The following is a 17,330-nucleotide window of genomic DNA, read 5'->3' on the forward strand; positions in this document are numbered from 1 at the left end:
TCATACTGCTGAAAAGCCACCGGAGCTTCCGTTCAACGGGCTTTCATTTCTTGTCTTGCAGACAAAACGAAAGCTTAGTTATTAGCAGAATAGATTTTGACATCTTCAGATTTCTGAGCAGATTTGATCTGGATCATATCTTTAGCCGGATTTGGGTAAACAGTAATTTTTGTATTGGCAGAAACATTGCTCACAGCCAGTTGCCCATCTTCACAAGTTACCTGAGTCGGTACATAGCTATCTGCTGTTGTACCATCTGTATTGCCTAACTGGTAAAGATTATCTGCACCCCAAGCCCATAGAGAACCATCATTTTGAACCGCGCCAAAGTGGAAACCACCAACTCTTAAGGCCAAATTTTTCCAGTTGTTGCTTGTTCCTACCTGTTGTGGTGCAAGATTATTGGTATCACCTGCTGTACTGCCAATAATACCATTGTGGTTAGCACCCATAGCGTAAAATGTGCCATCTGCTTTTATCAATGCAGAAGCATCCCATGATGTTGCAATCTGCTTATAAGTAGAAGCTGGATCTACAGCTTGTGGTGTTCTGAAATACTGAGCACCTGCACCGACGATTCCTAATCTCCCGTTAGCACTATATCCCCAACCAAAAACTTTCCCGGTTGTTTTAAGAGCCAATACATGGTAAACGCCACAAGAAACATCCTGCCAGTTGGTATCTGTTCCCACTTGTATAAAAACATCAGATTCACCAGATGTTGCTCCGGTACCTGTTTGCCCTTCTAAATTGGTGCCGGCAGACCAAAGTGTTCCATTGGTTTTAATACCAAAAGAATTATAATATCCTGCGGAAGTTTTTGCCCAGTCTGTAGCTTTAGAAGACTCTTGCTGCCAAGTATTGTAAGATACCTGACTGGTTCCTATGCCAAGGCCTCCCCAGTCGTTGTATCCTGCTCCCCACAATGTACCATCGGTTTTTACAATTGTCGTGTGGTGATAACCAGCAGAGAAAGACTTAACGTTTTCTGCGATCTTTACCGGGGCATATTGGTCTGTATTATTACCAATAGCCAAATTGCCATTAACGTTATCTCCCCAGCCATACAAGTCACCGTTAGCTTTGAGTGCTAAAGCGAAAAAACGGCCTGCAGCAATATCTACCCAATCAGAAGCGGTTCCGATTTGTGTAGGATGCTTTACCAAGCCTCCATTGGTGCCATCACCCTTGATACCATTTGTGTTATTACCCCACATCCATATCGTACCGTCTTCTTTGACAGCGATACTGGACTGCTCTGTCTGAGAGAATTTTTTCCAGCCTGTTAAAGAACATTGGGCATTAGCCATAACACCCAGCACAAACATTAGCAAACTGACTAATGATTGTCCTCGTTTTCCAAAAAATACATTTTGCAACATAATTTATAAAATTTTAAAATTGATGCTGCAAAATAACTGAGCCTGGTAATGATTTATACTATGTGAGTTGTGAGGTTTTCTGTAAATATAGCCAATTAAACACTACCAACAAACAACTAATAATCAACGCCATACAAAACCAAAAATGTATTTTTAACAATAAATCCCAGTTTCAGGCAACAAGGCCAATTCATCGCTATACTCTCTGAGAATTTAAGTTTATCTCAACATTTTAGACAGTACCAGATTCACCTCATCTACATTTTTCACATGATCTTTCCTCATCATCAGCTGGTTGTTTTTTTCTTTCAGCGTCGCTTCTGAAGGATTTTGCGTAAGGTAGGTAATGATATTTTTAAATTTCTCACTCTGGTAGAACTTATCTTGTGGATTGGCCGGGAAGTAGCCCAGGAACACTTTATTCTTCACCACCAGTTTATCAAAGCCTATATCGGCAGCCAGCCATTTGAGCTCTACAGATTTCAACAGGTTCACCGCTTCTTCGGGAAGTTTGCCAAAACGGTCTTTCAGTTCATTTTCAAACCGGTGCAGATCTTTTGGATTGTTGATATCAGCCAGTTTCTGATAAAGCAGCAATCTTTCCTCGGTGCTGGAAACGTAAGAATCCGGCAGCATCAGTTCCAGATCGGTATCAATATTAACTTCTTTTACCGAGTTGAATAGTTTTTGCCGCTCTTCTTCGTTTTCAAAAAGGCTTTCAAAATCCTGGTCATCTTTTAATTCTTCCAATGCTTCCTGCATTAGCTTCTGATAGGTTTCAAAACCCATTTCGTTGATGAATCCACTTTGTTCACCACCCAGGAGATCGCCTGCACCGCGGATTTCCAGATCCTTCATTGCAATCTGGAAACCACTTCCCAGATCTGAAAACTGCTCGATAGCCTCAAGACGTTTTCTAGCATCCGAAGTCATCATATCAAATGGCGGCGTAATGAGGTAACAAAAGGCTTTTCTGTTGCTTCGCCCTACTCTCCCCCGCATCTGGTGAAGATCGGCCATCCCGAAACGCTGGGCATCATTGATGAAAATTGTGTTGGCATTAGGTACATCTACCCCGCTTTCTACAATGGTTGTGGAGACTAATACATCGTATTTCCCTTCCATAAAATCCAGGACATTCTGTTCCAGTTGTTTACCATCCATTTGCCCGTGCCCAGTAATCACTCTTGCATCCGGCACCAGCCTCTGGATCAGGCCGGCAATATCTTTCAGGTTTTCTACTCTGTTGTTGATAAAATAGACCTGCCCGTCGCGCTGCAATTCATAAGAAACGGCATCTCTCAGTATTTCTTCGCTAAAACCGATAATACTGGTTTCTACAGGCTGCCGGTTGGGTGGTGGCGTTTTGATCACCGAGAGGTCGCGCGCTGCCATTAATGAAAACTGTAAAGTTCTGGGGATTGGCGTAGCAGTCAGTGTGAGCGTGTCAACATTGGTTTTCATGGTTTTGAGTTTATCTTTAACCGAAACCCCGAATTTGTGCTCTTCGTCGATGATCAGCAAGCCCAGATCTTTAAACTTCACTTTATCAGAAACCAGCTGATGGGTCCCAATTACAATATCTATTTTCCCGTCTTTGAGCCCGGCGAGCGTTTCTGACTTTTGCTTGGCAGACCGGAACCGATTAAGGTAAGAAATATTGACAGGAAAATCCTTCAGACGTTCTTTGAAACTTCGGTAATGCTGAAATGCCAGGATGGTTGTAGGAACCAAAATAGCCACTTGCTTGCCATCCGTAGCTGCCTTAAAAGCAGCACGAATCGCTACTTCGGTCTTACCAAAACCCACGTCGCCACAGATCAGGCGGTCCATCACGCCTTCATCTTCCATATCTTTTTTAACATCTACGGTCGCTTTCTCCTGATCAGGCGTATCCTCGTACAGGAAACTCGCCTCCAGCTCATTCTGAAGGTAAGAATCCGGTGAATACTGGAAGCCTTTTGCCGTTTTTCTCTGGGCATAGAGCTTAATCAGGTCAAAAGCAATTTGCTTAACTTTAGCCTTGGTTTTCTGCTTCAGTGACTTCCAGGCTGGCGAACCGAGTTTGCTGAGGACAATCTCCTTACCATCTGGGCCGTTATATTTTGAAATCTTATGCAGGGAATGGATGCTCACATAAAGCAAATCTCCGTTTTTATACGACAGCTTAAAACACTCCTGGATTTTACCGTCATTATTCACTTTTACCAATCCCATAAATTTCCCGATACCGTGATCGATATGGGCAATATAATCCCCCACCTTCAGCGACATCAGATCTTTCAGCGTGAGTTGTTCCGATTTGGCAAAGGTGTTTTTGGCCTGATAACGCTGGTAGCGGTCAAAGATCTGGTGGTCTGTATATACAAGGATTTTGTTGTCCAGATCTACAAAACCACCATGCAATTCTGACTTAAAACTCTTGAAGGGCAGCTCGTGCTCCAACTCCTCAAAAATCGACTGAAGACGCTCTTTCTGCTTTTCTGTAGAAAACGAAATCCAGGTATCAAAGCCCTGATTCTGTTTTTCTTCCAGATCCTCTATCAGCAGCTGAAAATTTTTGTGAAAACTCGGCTGTTGGGTCTGGTTCAGCTCTATGGCCTTTGGCTTGGCCAGTTTTAAAGTCTTAGGGCTGAAGTCGATGGTTTTGAATTGACTGATACCAGCGGAAAATTCGTCCTCCGACACAAACAGTTCCTGAGGCGTCCGGTGTTTGATTTCTTTGCTTAACGTTTCGAATTTCGCCAGTGACTTGTCGTAAAAATTATCAATCTTACTGAAGCCGAGATCCAGATTTTTTGAAACTACAAAAGTATCCCGCGGAAGAATCTCAAATAAGGAAACCTTGCTACCGGAAACCGAAAAATTCATATTGGACACCAACTGAAAATCATCGATCTTATCAACAGAAAGCTGTGTCTCTATATCAAAAGTCTTGATGCTCTCTACCTCGTTCCCAAAAAACGTAATCCTGTAAGGCTTCTCGTTAGAAAAAGAGAAAACATCCACAATCCCGCCACGCACAGAGAATTCCCCTGGCTCAGACACAAAATCGGTTTGGTTAAAATGGTAATGGTTCAATAGTTCATCCACAAAATCAAAATCCAGCTGATCGCCAACTTTGATATGGTGGGAAATAGCTGTAAAATCTTCTTTTTTAAGAACTTTCTCAGCCAAAGCCCCTACAAAAGCGACAATTACTTTAGGCGACTGGTTCGCATTAATTTTATTAATCGCCTCGGTCCTCAGCACCAGATTGGCATTTTGTGTTTTTTCCACCTCATAAGGTTCCAGATGTGTCGCCGGGAAATAGAGCACTTGGTTTTTACCCAGCAGGTCCTCCATTTCTGCATTGGCGTAGAGCGCTTCCTCTTTATCATCGATTAGATAAAGCACTGATTTCTTCTGCGTCAGGAAAAGCTCTGCTGCAAAAATTGACACTGCAGAACCCGCACTTCCCCTTACAGATATATTTTGATGATCCGATATTTGTGAGAAAATCTCTTTCCCGAATTCCTTTTGCAAAAGATCTGGAAGAAGATTTTGATTGATTTTTTTTAATTCCATTCTAAGGGACTGAATCTCTGAAAATATTGATAATTGATATAAACGCAAAAGCGATTCCGAAAAAAATCCGGAACCGTATGACGATGCAAATTTACGTCATTTTTTATAATTAAAACCAAGACTCTTCGATCGCCTAAAAACTTCGGTTATAACAGAGAAAAATTTATTGCAGAGTTTGGAAATTGGAAGGCACGTAAAAAATAAAATATTATGAAAAATGTATTCAGAATTCTAGGCGCTTTTATATTCGCCTTTGCACTATTGTCTATCTCGTCCTGCTCCAAGGATGATGATCCTGTAGACAACGATTTTTTTGCCGGCACTTATAAAGGCAGGATTACTTATAATGCCGGAAGCACCACAAAAGAAGTGGATAACGGAAGCGTTTTTGTAACCAAAGTTGCCAGCGGAACCAAGTATAACTTTGCGTTCTCTGATAATATCCCAAACATCAATGATGTTGAGTTTGAGAAAAAAGGTGACAACGTTCTGGTAAGTGTGGGAGCTAATGACACCGTATACATCAGAATTGACAATAACACTCTTAAAATTGCTTATCTGAAAGACGGCAAAACCTGGACTGCCAACTGTACAAGATAATTAATATAAGATTTAATCAATCATCCCGTTTCTATATAAGAGGCGGGATTTTTTCTGCACAATTTTAAAAATGTTAAATTTGCCCGATAAAATGTGTCAATTTTGAAATCTGCAATACATATCATAAGTTTACTAATACTGCTGCTTCTGGCTACAGCACAATGTAAAGATGATGATACGCAGATTTTCCGCGCCTATGCAGAAGGAACAATCAGCTACTCTGATGCTAAATTCCTTCAGGATCCCATTCATCTTGTAAAAGACGGGAAAATAATTGCAGAAACTTATCCCAAAGACAATGGTAATTTTGTTTTGGCCGGCCCTTATGACAAAGGCATCTATAAACTTCAGCTGAAACAGTATAAAATAAAATCATTTTCTACAGAAACTAAAGGCTGCAGGCTATCTGCCGATTCTTTGGCTATAGAGATCCCTGATGGCGTTACTTATGTCATATTTAATAATATTGAACTGAAATAATGAGAAAATACGGCACCACTTTTCTCTTATTAATTTCGATATTGGCATTCTCTCAAAAAAGGAAACAGACCTGGACCGAAAATGTACGGTTTTCTATCGATCCTCATTTTAAAATAATGACAGCGTTAGGCGATAATTTTCTAAAGGAATCAATCGGATACTTTTACGGATTCGGGCTTGGAGCCAATGCAAATATTTACAAAAATTTTGGCCTGGGTGTAGAGTACACCTATTTTTTGGCCAATATCAAGCGGCCGGAACTGTTTGGATATCTGGGCGCACCATCGATGAATAACTTTGACTGGTATCTTTTTCACAAAGATAAGATTACAGATAATTTTTTTATAGAAGAACTATTGGGCTACAGCACCTATCGGATGAAGAGCCCTTATCTCTCTGGCAGCGGGAATTTCTCCGAAGGCAACGGCGGAATCAATTTTGGAGCAAAAGCCATCTACACCATAGATGCAGAAGGTTTTCAGCAGATTGTTTTTGGCACCAGACTCAATTTTTACAATGCAAAGATCGGAAACCAAAATCCAGACATTGCCGATTTTTATTCCAACGCAATACTCCTTAATTTCAGTTTAGCTTATCGGTTTAACTTTTAAGCCGTTTTTAAGTTGTTATAATTTCTGGTTAAAATCATTTTAAATTTTAGTTTATTCAAATTTTAGAATAAATTTGCTTCATCAAACATTACAAATCAGACTGATATGAAAAATTTATTAACAGCGTTGATGCTTACTTTGGGCCTTGGCTTAGCATCTGCACAGACTGCTGCGCCAGCCGTAGCCAAGCAAACCGCTCAAAAAACCGAGAAACAGGCAAAAAAAGCTGATGCCAAAATTGAAAAAACAGCTGCAAAAGCAGAGGTAAAACTAAAAAAAGACGGAACACCGGACAAACGATACAAAGCCGCAAAAACGCTGAAAAAAGACGGGACACCGGACAAGCGTTATAAGGTAAACCAATAATTTTCCTAATCTGTGAAGAAGAGAGGGATGATTTAATTTTTCATAACTTTTATTTTTTTAAGACTTTGCATTTTTTGCAAAGTCTTTTGCTTTTGGTGCATGATTTGTTGGATTATAGTATCAAATCTAAATTATTATGACACCTAAACCTATGCTTACACTTTCTCAGGTAATGGAAAAACTGAGAGAAAGAGGAATAACAGACGAAATAAGGATGAATGACAACAAAAAATTTGTCATTTCCGGAACCGAAAAATCCTACAATGCTGAAGATCTCAAGATCATCCGCGTATACCGCTTTGAAGGCGCCAGCGACCCAGACGATAATGCTGCGCTGTACCTTGTAGAAGACACCTATGGCAACAAAGCAATGATTATAGACTCGTACGGTGCCAGCAGCAATTATGACGGTCCGGAGTTTGACGAGTTCCTTAAAGCCATCCCTACAGAAGAAAAAGAGGAATTTGACTTCTAATCTTTTTTTCTTAACTGACTTTTATAACAAGCAACGTTTTCTTGAGGCCGTCTTCTATACCTTTCCAGTAAAAGTTGAAGAAGGATCGCTGCTTGTTTCTTTCGACCTCAATATCCACAAATTCCGGGAATTTCTCAGAATCTTTTTTCACGAGAAGATTGGCCACCGCAGACAGGATATTTTTTTTCTTTTTGGTGTCTTTGTCCAGAAGATTAACCTTCAGGTCCTTATGCTTAATTCTGAAAGTACCTGTCATACGGTCGTTATTACCTCTAAAATTAAAATTGAGGCTGGCAATTATCCCTGTTGCAGTGATATTCATATAAGGCTTGATAAAAGGCGTAATATCCGCCGCTGGCAGCTTCCCTATAGAGCCTTTGATTGTAAAATCATCGTGCCTGTTGGCAGTGTCAAAATTCCAGTTGACCTGCATTGGTGAAGCATCCATAAAACGGCAATGGATGGCAATGGGCACTTCTGTTTTTTCACCTTTCCGTTTATTGGAATTGATGTTTTTAACATTCATATTAAACTGCGTGAAAATAACTTTCCCCGGACCGTTGGTGTCCGGTTTATCTTCCTCATACACCAGCTTAGACTGTACCAGGTCGAGATTCTTTACCAGAAGCGGGAACTTGATTGACCTCAGTAATTTTGAGTACAATGGTTTTTCTTTGGGATTATCTTTCGGGATTTTGCTGCGGAAAATATTAGCATCCACCTGCGTGAATTTTGCATAGTTCACAAGAACATCAGGCTGATCCTTTTCAAATTTCCACTGGAGGCCGGATAAATGGACACGCGTTGCCGAAAGATTGAACAAATCATTTTCCATCGGGATCATTCTGACAAATTCTGAGCGCGTGACTTTGGGCACCATTTTAAAATATTCGATATCTATTTCCGAAGGATTCGTATGAAAGCTAGCCATAGTAAGATGGTAATACTTACCTGCATCATAGAAAAAACGTTTCCCTGTAATGTTATAATCCTCCCAAGAAAAAGGCAATTTATTGTTAGCAGTCTCACTGTTCATCAAAAAACCTTTGACATTCGCATTCAGCTCATTTACCGACAACGATTTTTCTCCATTAGATTTGAGAACTGAAACCGCTGCATTCACCAATGCGATATTATCAAGATTCAGTTCAAAAGTTTTTTTGGATTTAAGGGCTTTTTGGACAGATTGGTTCCTGTTGCGAATAATGATTTCCGGCGAAATGAGCTGGGCATCCTTAAGAGCCAGTTTGTTTTTACCAATAGCCAGACTAGCCAACACCAGGCTTTTCCCTGTGATATTGTAGAGGCTTTTTTGATTTTTAAATTGGCTTTCCCATGTTTTGAAGTCCGGAACAGATTTCAGTTCAAAATCATTCATCTGCAATTTCTCACTATCTGTCTTGATTTCGGCCATAGAGACTGCGTAGACAGGGCTAATCCTAGAGTACAGATCTTTTGCATTGATTACCAAAGCATCTAGCGCAAACGGAAGTTCGTCTGGAATTTGGTTGAGTGACAGGTTTTTAACATCCAGGTTCAGAGCTTTTGCAGAAAACAGAGGTGATTTATCCGATTTTTGGATTATGATATTACCATTCTTAAGTCCAATATTTTTGATTATAAAAGGCATCAGATCTTCCTCTGACTTATTATTTTTTGAGCGAGCGAGCCTGATTTTTAGGTTTGGCTGATCGAGCAATATTGTATTAGCATCAATCTGCTTGTTTTTAAGCAATTGGATAATTCCCAACCTGCTGATTTTCAGGTTTTGCAAAGTCCCGTCCAGTGCCAGGATATAGGGATTGTCAGGCTGTTTGGTTTTCACCATTATTTTATTGGCAGAGATGCCGCCGGTAAGAACAGATACATCCAAGGATTGATAAGTGATCCCGTATGGTGTTTTGCTTTTAAGATAATCAGGCAGCTGATATTTGAGCCAAAGGCTAAATGCAAGGTTGACGATCAGGAACAATCCAAGCAGGCAGCCAGCTATAATAAGCGGAATTTTAAATGATTTTTTCATCCGTATTTTAATTACCTACATTGGACTAAAAACCATTCCAAATTTATACATCCAGTTCTATGACATAACCTTCGTGACCACGGATATTAATAAAATCGCCGCCTTCAAAAGAAAGATACTGGCCCTTGATACCGTTTAGCACGCCGCTGTAATCCGGTTTTTTATCTAATGTAAATACATTGATTTTCTCCGGTTTCTCGTAAGGGAAATCCAGCTTTACCACATTCTCGTCGCTCACGGCAAATCTTTTGAAATCATTGGGGAAATATTCTGCAACCTTATCGCGGAAATCAATCAGGTCTATAGTATCTTCATAATCATCCATCAACATTTTTTTGGGATTGGTCTTATCGGCTAAATGATTCTTGAGTTCCATCTCTATCATTCCGGCTTCGTAACGGTTGTTGGTAACCGCAATTGGCAAAGCAAATGTTGCACCCTGGTCAATCCAACGTGTTGGGATCTGATGAATTCTTGTCACACCTACTTTCACATCGCCTGTATAAGCAAGATACACAATATGCGGCACCAACTGTATCTCTTTTTCTATCTCGAGATCACGCTCAGCAATGCCAAGATGCGCCGTAGAAAGTTCCGGGCGGATAATCGTGTTGCTGGCATAAGGACTTTCAAAAAAACACCTTTTGCAAAAACCCATGCGGTAGATTTTTTCGTCGCTTCCGCAGTTAACACATTCGTAACCAATATGCCTGATGTTTAGCTCTTTCCCAATAAGCTGATTCATATTAATTAAATCATTTTTGAGATTAAGGTAATACTGGATGGGTTTTCCGTTTTGGGAAATCATTTTTAGAATTTGTCCTGCGAAGTGCATCAGATAGGATTTTTATATTTTGAATAAAAGTAGGCAAATACGAGCTATGTAACCAAAAAAGCAGGATAAAATCAATAACTTTTTTCATTAATGCTTATCTTCGCCATACATTACATGTTATGAACTATCTTGTTACCGGAGGAAGCGGTTTTATAGGTTCTCATTTGGTAGAACATCTTTTGAAAAACGGACATTCTGTCATTAATATTGATAACTACGATGACTTTTATGATTATAAAATCAAGATCAAAAATACGCTGGAATCTGTAGGAGCAAACACAGCTTTCCCATTTCAGGATAAAGAGACTGATATTCAAAAAGTTACAAAAGATACAAAAACAGAAAACTACACCCTCTACTATCAGGATATCCGGGATAAAGATGGCCTTACGGAGATTTTCAAAAATCATAAGATTGATCTAATCATTCATCTGGCAGCATTAGCCGGCGTTCGGCCTTCTATTGAGCGGCCTCTGGAGTACGAGGCGGTCAACATCCGTGGCACGATGAATCTCTGGGAACTCTGTAAAGAATTTGGGATCAAAAAATTTGTTTGCGCCTCATCATCAAGTGTTTATGGTAACAATGAAAAAATCCCATTCTCCGAAACCGATAATGTAGACCGGCCAATTTCGCCCTATGCGGCAACTAAAAAATCGGGGGAAATATTGGGCCATGTCTATCATCATCTTTATGATATAGATATGATCCAGCTTCGGTTTTTTACCGTTTACGGGCCAAGGCAGCGGCCGGATTTGGCCATTCACAAATTCACAAAACTGATCTCGGAAAATCAGGAAATCCCGTTCTATGGTGATGGTTCCACAGCCAGAGACTATACTTATATTGATGATATTATAGATGGTGTTGTCAAATCGATTAAGTACCTGGAAAACCACGGTAAAACTTATGAAATCGTTAATCTGGGAGAAAGTGAAGTCGTTACACTTAATGAAATGGTTTCTACCATAGAAAATACCTTAGGCCAGAAAGCCCTTAAAAAAAATCTGCCAATGCAGCCCGGCGATGTCCTGAAAACCAATGCTGATATCCAAAAAGCCCCGTCACTTTTGGGCTATGATCCCACCACAAACTTCCAAAATGGCATAAAAAAATTTGTGGAATGGTTTTTGGGAAATCGGGATTAATAAACTGGTGGGAAAATAATATCGAAAATAAAATGTAAGATTATTTTTAAATATTATTGAAAATCAGTAGAAAAATATATAAAATATCACCTAATTTTTTACTTTTGCAAAAAATTTAATTATGTATTGGACATTAGAATTAGCTTCCTATTTAAGTGATGCACCTTGGCCGATGACCAAGGCAGAATTGATCGATTACGCCATCAGAACCGGCGCTCCTATGGAGGTTGTGGAAAACCTGCAAGCCATCGAGGACGAAGGCGAAATTTATGATTCTATAGAAGAAGTATGGTCTGACTATCCAACGGATGAGGATTTCCTTTGGAACGAAGACGAATATTAAGATAGCCATTAGCTGATAGCTGTTGGCTGTTGGCTTTTTAAAATAATTATTAATGCAATCAGCCTATATGCTGGTTGCCAAAAGCTGAATAAATGAGTTTTTTAAATACCGTTCTTAAGAGTTTTTTGGGAGACAAAAATGCAAAAGATTTAAAAGAAGTAAAAAAAGTTGTCGCAAAGATAAAAGCAGCAGAACCTAGTATCCAATCTTTATCCGATGACGGGTTGAGAGATAAAACTGCAGAGTTTAAGGAGAAAATCAAGTCAGCAGCTGCCAAATTCACTACCCAGATAGAACAGATTAACGAGCAGATAAAAAACTCCAGCAATGTTGATGAAAAAGAGGCTCTTTTCAACAAAATCGAAGGTCTTAAAAAAGAATCTTACGACGTAGAAGAAAAAGTGCTGAACGAGATCCTTCCGGAAGCTTTCGCTTTGGTAAAGGAAACTTCGCGCCGCCTGGCTCAGAACGGAGAAATCCGTGTAACAGCAACAGACAGAGACCGCGAGCTGGCCGCAACCAAAGACTTTGTGGTTTTAGAAGGCGACACCGCCATCTGGAAAAATCATTGGGATGCTGCCGGAACACCGGTTGTATGGGATATGGTTCATTATGATACACAGTTTATCGGTGGTGTAGTTCTGCACCAGGGTAAAATTGCTGAGATGGCAACCGGGGAGGGTAAAACCTTGGTAGGAACATTGCCTATTTATCTTAATGCACTACCGGGGAGAGGTGTTCACGTTGTAACTGTCAACGATTATCTTGCCAAAAGGGACTCGGCATGGATGGGGCCATTATACGAATTCCATGGGTTGACGATTGACTGTATTGATCTTCACCAGCCTAACTCAGACGCCAGAAGAAAAGCATATCAATCAAGCATCACTTACGGTACCAATAACGAGTTTGGTTTTGACTACCTGAGAGATAACATGGTAACCAATCCGTCAGAACTCGTTCAGGGAGAACTTAATTTTGCCATTGTGGATGAGGTGGATTCTGTTTTGATTGACGATGCCAGAACTCCTTTGATTATCTCCGGGCCTGTACCACAAGGTGACAGACAGGAGTTTGATGTTCTAAAACCTTCTGTTGACAGGATTGTAGAAGTTCAGAAAAAAACAGTTGTAGCGATCTTCAACGAAGCCAAAAAACTAATTGCCAATGGCAATACCAAAGAAGGCGGATTCAAACTGCTTCAGGCTTACAGAGGACTTCCTAAAAACAGACAATTAATCAAGTTTTTATCAGAAAGCGGCAACCGTGCATTATTGCAAAAGGTGGAAGGCCAGTATATGGCGGACAACAACCGTGATATGCCGAAAGTGGATAAAGATCTTTATTTTGTCATTGATGAGAAAAATAATCAAATCGATTTGACTGATAAAGGTGTAGAATATATGTCTGCCGGCAACGAGGATCAACAGTTCTTCGTACTTCCGGATATTGCAACAGAAATTGCTGAACTCGAAAAGAAAAATCTTTCCAAAGAAGAGGAGTTTGCTGCTAAAGAAGAATTATACAGGGATTTTGCCGTAAAATCGGAACGCGTTCATACACTCAATCAGTTGCTGAAAGCCTATACATTATTCGAAAAAGATGATGAATATGTAGTTATTGACGGCGAGGTAAAAATTGTGGATGAGCAAACAGGCCGTATTATGGAAGGCCGCCGTTACTCAGACGGATTACACCAGGCGATTGAAGCTAAAGAAAATGTAAAAATCGAAGCTGCAACACAAACATTTGCAACGATTACTTTACAAAACTACTTCCGTATGTACAACAAACTGGCTGGTATGACCGGTACTGCGGAGACCGAAGCCGGAGAATTCTGGCAGATTTATAAATTGGATGTAGTGGTAATCCCTACCAACAGACCAATACAAAGAGACGACAGACAGGATTTGGTTTACAAAACCAACCGTGAAAAATACAATGCTGTTATCGAAGAAATTGAGCGATTAACCTCAGCGGGACGACCTGTCTTGGTAGGTACAACTTCTGTTGAGATCTCTCAATTGCTTTCCAAAGCATTACAGTTAAGAAAAATTCAGCACCAGGTTCTGAATGCGAAACTTCACAAAAAAGAAGCGGAGATTGTAGCTGGAGCTGGTGGACCAGGCGTCGTGACGATTGCAACCAATATGGCAGGTAGAGGTACCGATATCAAGCTAAAACCGGAAGTGAAAGAAGCAGGTGGACTGGCCATCATTGGTACAGAAAGACATGATTCCCGCCGTGTGGACAGACAGTTAAGAGGTAGAGCTGGACGACAGGGAGACCCGGGAAGCTCTCAGTTCTATGTTTCTTTGGAAGATAACCTGATGCGTCTTTTCGGTTCCGAAAGAATCGCTAAGATGATGGACAGGATGGGGCATAAAGAAGGTGAAGTTATTCAGCATTCTATGATCTCAAGATCTATCGAGAGAGCTCAGAAAAAAGTGGAAGAGAATAACTTTGGTGTCAGAAAAAGATTGCTTGAGTATGATGATGTGATGAACAAACAGCGTGACGTAATCTACAAAAGAAGAAAGAACGCGCTATTCGGCGATCACCTGAAGTATGATATCGTGAACATGATCTATGATACTGCTGCAGCCATTGTAACACAGGCCAAAGCGTCGGGTAATTACAAAGATTTTGAGTTTGACATCATCAAGTATTTTACAATGGAAGCTCCGGTTAGCGAATCTGTATTCGGAAGCACACCAGTGGCGGCGTTGACGGATTTGGTTTTCAAAAAAGCCAAAGAAGATTATGACCAAAGATTGGATCTGCTTAAAGAAAAAGCGTACCCAATTATAGAGAACGTTTACCTTAACCAGGGCTCAATGTTTAAGATGATTCAGGTTCCTTTTACAGACGGTACAAAAACGATGACGATTGTTACCGACCTTAAAGAAGCTTATGATACTAAGTGTGAAAGCCTGATCACTGATTTTGAAAAGAACATTTCTCTTGCAATCATTGATGAAAACTGGAAAACTCACCTTAGAGAGATGGATGATCTTCGTCGTTCTTCGCAAGGTGCTGTTTATGAGCAGAAAGATCCGCTGGTGATCTACAAACAGGAATCTTTTTATCTCTTCAGCGAAATGGTTGAGCAGGTAAATAAAGAAATTGTTTCTTTCCTTTACAAAGGCGAGATTCCTGCATAAAGTTGATTATTTATCAAAATAATATAAAAGACTGTTGGTTAACCGACAGTCTTTTTTTGTTTTAACATTTTTTAAGGAATGACAAATATCATACAGCTTTATAATTTAGAATTAATAAAAATAATACATTTGCAAAATTATTCCCCTAAAAAAAATGAAGAAAATAATTGTAAGTGTTATTGCACTTGTTTCTACCGCCGCTTATGCTCAGGAAACTGATTCTATAAAAAATTCAAAAAATATAGAAGAAGTCATCATCAATAAAATGGTGAAAAAACTCGATACCGAATCTTCCAACAAAATGCCGGTAAAGTTCATAGAAAATCCACAAGTTTATTCTTCTATCGATAAAGGGATTTTGGAAAATGAAAATATTTTCACTGTTGATGATGCTTACAGAAACGTAACTGGATTGCAGAAAATGTGGAACCCGACAGGAAGAGCCGGAGATGGTGGCTCATTCTTCGTTTTGAGAGGGTTTCCTTCGCAAGCCTCTACCAGAAATGGTGTAGTTGCTCCTGTTACTTCTACAATTGATGCAATCAATGTAGAAACTTTGGAATTTCTAAAAGGTCCCGTTGGAACACTTTACGGAAGTACAGTCGCTTCTTATGGTGGTCTTATTAATAGGGTAACCAAAAAACCTCAGCAAAATTTCTTCGGCGCAGTTTCAGCTTCTGCCGGAAATTACAATACTTACAGAGCCACTGCGGATATTAATGCTCCGATTACAAAAGACTTGCTTTTCCGCATCAATACGGCTTATACAAACGAAGGAAATTTTACTAAAACTGATGCGAAAAACCAATATACGACATTTGCGCCGAGTTTGACTTACAATGTTTCTGACAAAGTTCAGTTGAATGTGGATTATGAGTTATTCAACAACCGAGTAACAGCCAATCCCTACTTCTTCTATCTTTCACCAAAAACACTGAACGGAATTGATAATATGAAAGATTTGGAAAAAGTAGCAGGTTTGGATTATAAAGAATCTTACACAGGAAAGGATTTGTACATGACGGCGAGAAACTCCAATGTTTTCGGGAACGTGAAATGGGAAATCAACGATAATATTACTTCTAGTACTTATATTAATAATTCTGATTCTTATTCAGACGGATACAATCCATATTTTTCTATTGCTTATGATGCTGCATCTTCTTCATATTTGGTGGCAAGAGCAGATCAATCGACAAATGACAGTAAAAAATCTTGGTTTCAGATCCAACAAAACTTCAACTTCAATTATGATTTCTCCAACGGAATGAAAAACAGAACAGTTGTTGGTTTTGATTATATGAGGACAACAGAAAGATTACGTTACAAGTATTTGAATTCGAATTTTGATACTGTTGTGGCAGCTGGCGCAGATTATTCCGGAATGAATGCCGGTGCATTATCTGCACTTTATGCCAATTCTGCAAATTTCTCAACTTGGGACTATCTGAGAGATCTTAACACCTATTCAGGATATATTTCTAACTTGTTTACTCCAGTAGAAAACTTACACATTATGGCCGGCCTTCGTTATGAAAACAACGATTATTTGGGAGGAACTTCTGGAACTAATATAGAGTTGCCTTTCAATCAATCTGCATTTTCGCCAAAAGCTGGTATTGTTTACGAAATTGTGAAAGAGAAATTCTCGGTTTTTGGAAATTATCAGAACTCTTTCAAATCCAACGGATATTATGCTTCTAATGTAGCCGGAGATATGGTTTTATCAGACCCTCAAAGAGGAAACCAGTTTGAAGGTGGTTTCAAGGCGAGTTTGTTCAAAAACAGATTCAATGCAACAGTTTCTTACTACAATATCAAAGTGAAAAACCAATTGCTATACACCGGAGAATATACAGCAAGTTGGGCTTCTGTACAAAAACAAGCGGCTTCTACGCTCAGCAAAGGTTTCGAGTTGGAAGTTAATGCATATCTTGTAAAAGGCTTCTCATTAGTAGGAGGTTTGGCTTACAACGATACAATAGATGAATCCACAGATCTAAGACCAACAACAGCTGGATCTTTCTGGAATGCAAATTTCAACTTGGCTTACCAATTTGTTGATGGAAAAGTAAAAGGACTTGGTTTTGGATTTGGTGGAAATTATGCTAGTGATAATAATGTAACAGGAGATTTCATTTTACCAAAATATTTCGTTTTGAATGCCAATGCGTTTTACGATGCCAAGAAATTCAGAATCGGAGTTAAAGTTGACAACTTCACGAACGAACATTACTGGACAGGCTATTCCACAGCTAATCCGCAAAAATTGGCCAACTTCTTAGGAACGGTTGCTTACAAATTCTAAAAAACAAAAAGGCTAAGTTCATAATTTG

At 39.6% G+C, this 17,330-nt stretch carries 13 protein-coding genes; 9 read left to right on the top strand and 4 right to left on the bottom strand.

Annotated elements, in window-relative coordinates; all coding sequences use genetic code 11:
- Nucleotides 1–74 precede the first annotated feature (74 nt).
- Entirely contained in the window at nucleotides 75–1,382 is a 1,308-nt protein-coding gene (locus tag B0B05_RS00095; RefSeq protein WP_076781282.1) for an RCC1 domain-containing protein, read from the bottom strand.
- A gap of 219 nt (nucleotides 1,383–1,601) precedes the next feature.
- Nucleotides 1,602–4,949, bottom strand: coding sequence for a transcription-repair coupling factor (gene mfd / locus B0B05_RS00100; protein WP_076781284.1), 3,348 nt, complete (start codon nucleotides 4,947–4,949; stop codon nucleotides 1,602–1,604).
- A gap of 210 nt (nucleotides 4,950–5,159) precedes the next feature.
- Here mfd and B0B05_RS00105 point away from each other — a divergent pair, with 210 nt between their 5' ends.
- The 5 genes from B0B05_RS00105 (at nucleotide 5,160) to B0B05_RS00125 (ending at nucleotide 7,481) form a co-directional block, all read left to right on the top strand.
- On the top strand, nucleotides 5,160–5,549 hold the full coding sequence (locus tag B0B05_RS00105; protein ID WP_076781285.1) for a hypothetical protein: 390 nt from the start codon (nucleotides 5,160–5,162) through the stop codon (nucleotides 5,547–5,549).
- Nucleotides 5,550–5,651: 102 nt separating this feature from the next.
- Nucleotides 5,652–6,029, top strand: coding sequence for a hypothetical protein (locus B0B05_RS00110; protein WP_076781287.1), 378 nt, complete (start codon nucleotides 5,652–5,654; stop codon nucleotides 6,027–6,029).
- Entirely contained in the window at nucleotides 6,029–6,640 is a 612-nt protein-coding gene (locus B0B05_RS00115) for a hypothetical protein (RefSeq protein ID WP_076781289.1), read from the top strand. Before B0B05_RS00110 ends, B0B05_RS00115 begins: the two co-directional genes overlap by 1 nt.
- A gap of 105 nt (nucleotides 6,641–6,745) precedes the next feature.
- Complete coding sequence (locus B0B05_RS00120; protein WP_076781290.1) at nucleotides 6,746–7,006, top strand: hypothetical protein; 261 nt, start codon at nucleotides 6,746–6,748, stop codon at nucleotides 7,004–7,006.
- 136 nt (nucleotides 7,007–7,142) lie between these two features.
- Nucleotides 7,143–7,481 carry a hypothetical protein gene (locus B0B05_RS00125; RefSeq protein ID WP_076781292.1) on the top strand — a complete coding sequence of 113 codons (339 nt, stop codon included), beginning with the start codon at nucleotides 7,143–7,145 and terminating at the stop codon, nucleotides 7,479–7,481.
- Between the two features lie 10 nt (nucleotides 7,482–7,491).
- Here the strand turns inward: B0B05_RS00125 and B0B05_RS00130 are convergent, their stop codons facing one another.
- Nucleotides 7,492–9,504 carry an AsmA family protein gene (locus B0B05_RS00130; RefSeq protein WP_076781293.1) on the bottom strand — a complete coding sequence of 671 codons (2,013 nt, stop codon included), beginning with the start codon at nucleotides 9,502–9,504 and terminating at the stop codon, nucleotides 7,492–7,494.
- A 43-nt stretch (nucleotides 9,505–9,547) separates the two neighbouring features.
- On the bottom strand, nucleotides 9,548–10,339 hold the full coding sequence (locus B0B05_RS00135; protein ID WP_076781295.1) for a DUF2797 domain-containing protein: 792 nt from the start codon (nucleotides 10,337–10,339) through the stop codon (nucleotides 9,548–9,550).
- 119 nt (nucleotides 10,340–10,458) lie between these two features.
- Between B0B05_RS00135 and B0B05_RS00140 the strand changes: the two genes are divergently transcribed.
- The 4 genes from B0B05_RS00140 to B0B05_RS00155 all read left to right on the top strand — a co-directional run bounded on the left by B0B05_RS00140 (nucleotide 10,459) and on the right by B0B05_RS00155 (nucleotide 17,302).
- Nucleotides 10,459–11,487: a GDP-mannose 4,6-dehydratase gene (locus B0B05_RS00140; protein WP_076781297.1), complete on the top strand. Its 1,029-nt coding sequence runs from the start codon at nucleotides 10,459–10,461 to the stop codon at nucleotides 11,485–11,487.
- A gap of 121 nt (nucleotides 11,488–11,608) precedes the next feature.
- A complete protein-coding gene (locus B0B05_RS00145; protein ID WP_072997379.1) occupies nucleotides 11,609–11,830 on the top strand; it encodes a DUF2795 domain-containing protein in 222 nt (73 codons plus the stop codon).
- 92 nt (nucleotides 11,831–11,922) lie between these two features.
- Nucleotides 11,923–14,994, top strand: coding sequence for a preprotein translocase subunit SecA (gene secA, locus B0B05_RS00150; protein ID WP_076781298.1), 3,072 nt, complete (start codon nucleotides 11,923–11,925; stop codon nucleotides 14,992–14,994).
- 154 nt (nucleotides 14,995–15,148) lie between these two features.
- Nucleotides 15,149–17,302 (top strand): TonB-dependent siderophore receptor, encoded by a 2,154-nt coding sequence (locus B0B05_RS00155; RefSeq protein ID WP_076781300.1) that lies wholly within the window; start codon nucleotides 15,149–15,151, stop codon nucleotides 17,300–17,302.
- Nucleotides 17,303–17,330 lie beyond the last annotated feature (28 nt).

Origin of the sequence: Epilithonimonas bovis DSM 19482 (assembly GCF_900108115.1) — a bacterium.
Lineage (GTDB): Bacteria > Bacteroidota > Bacteroidia > Flavobacteriales > Weeksellaceae > Epilithonimonas > Epilithonimonas bovis.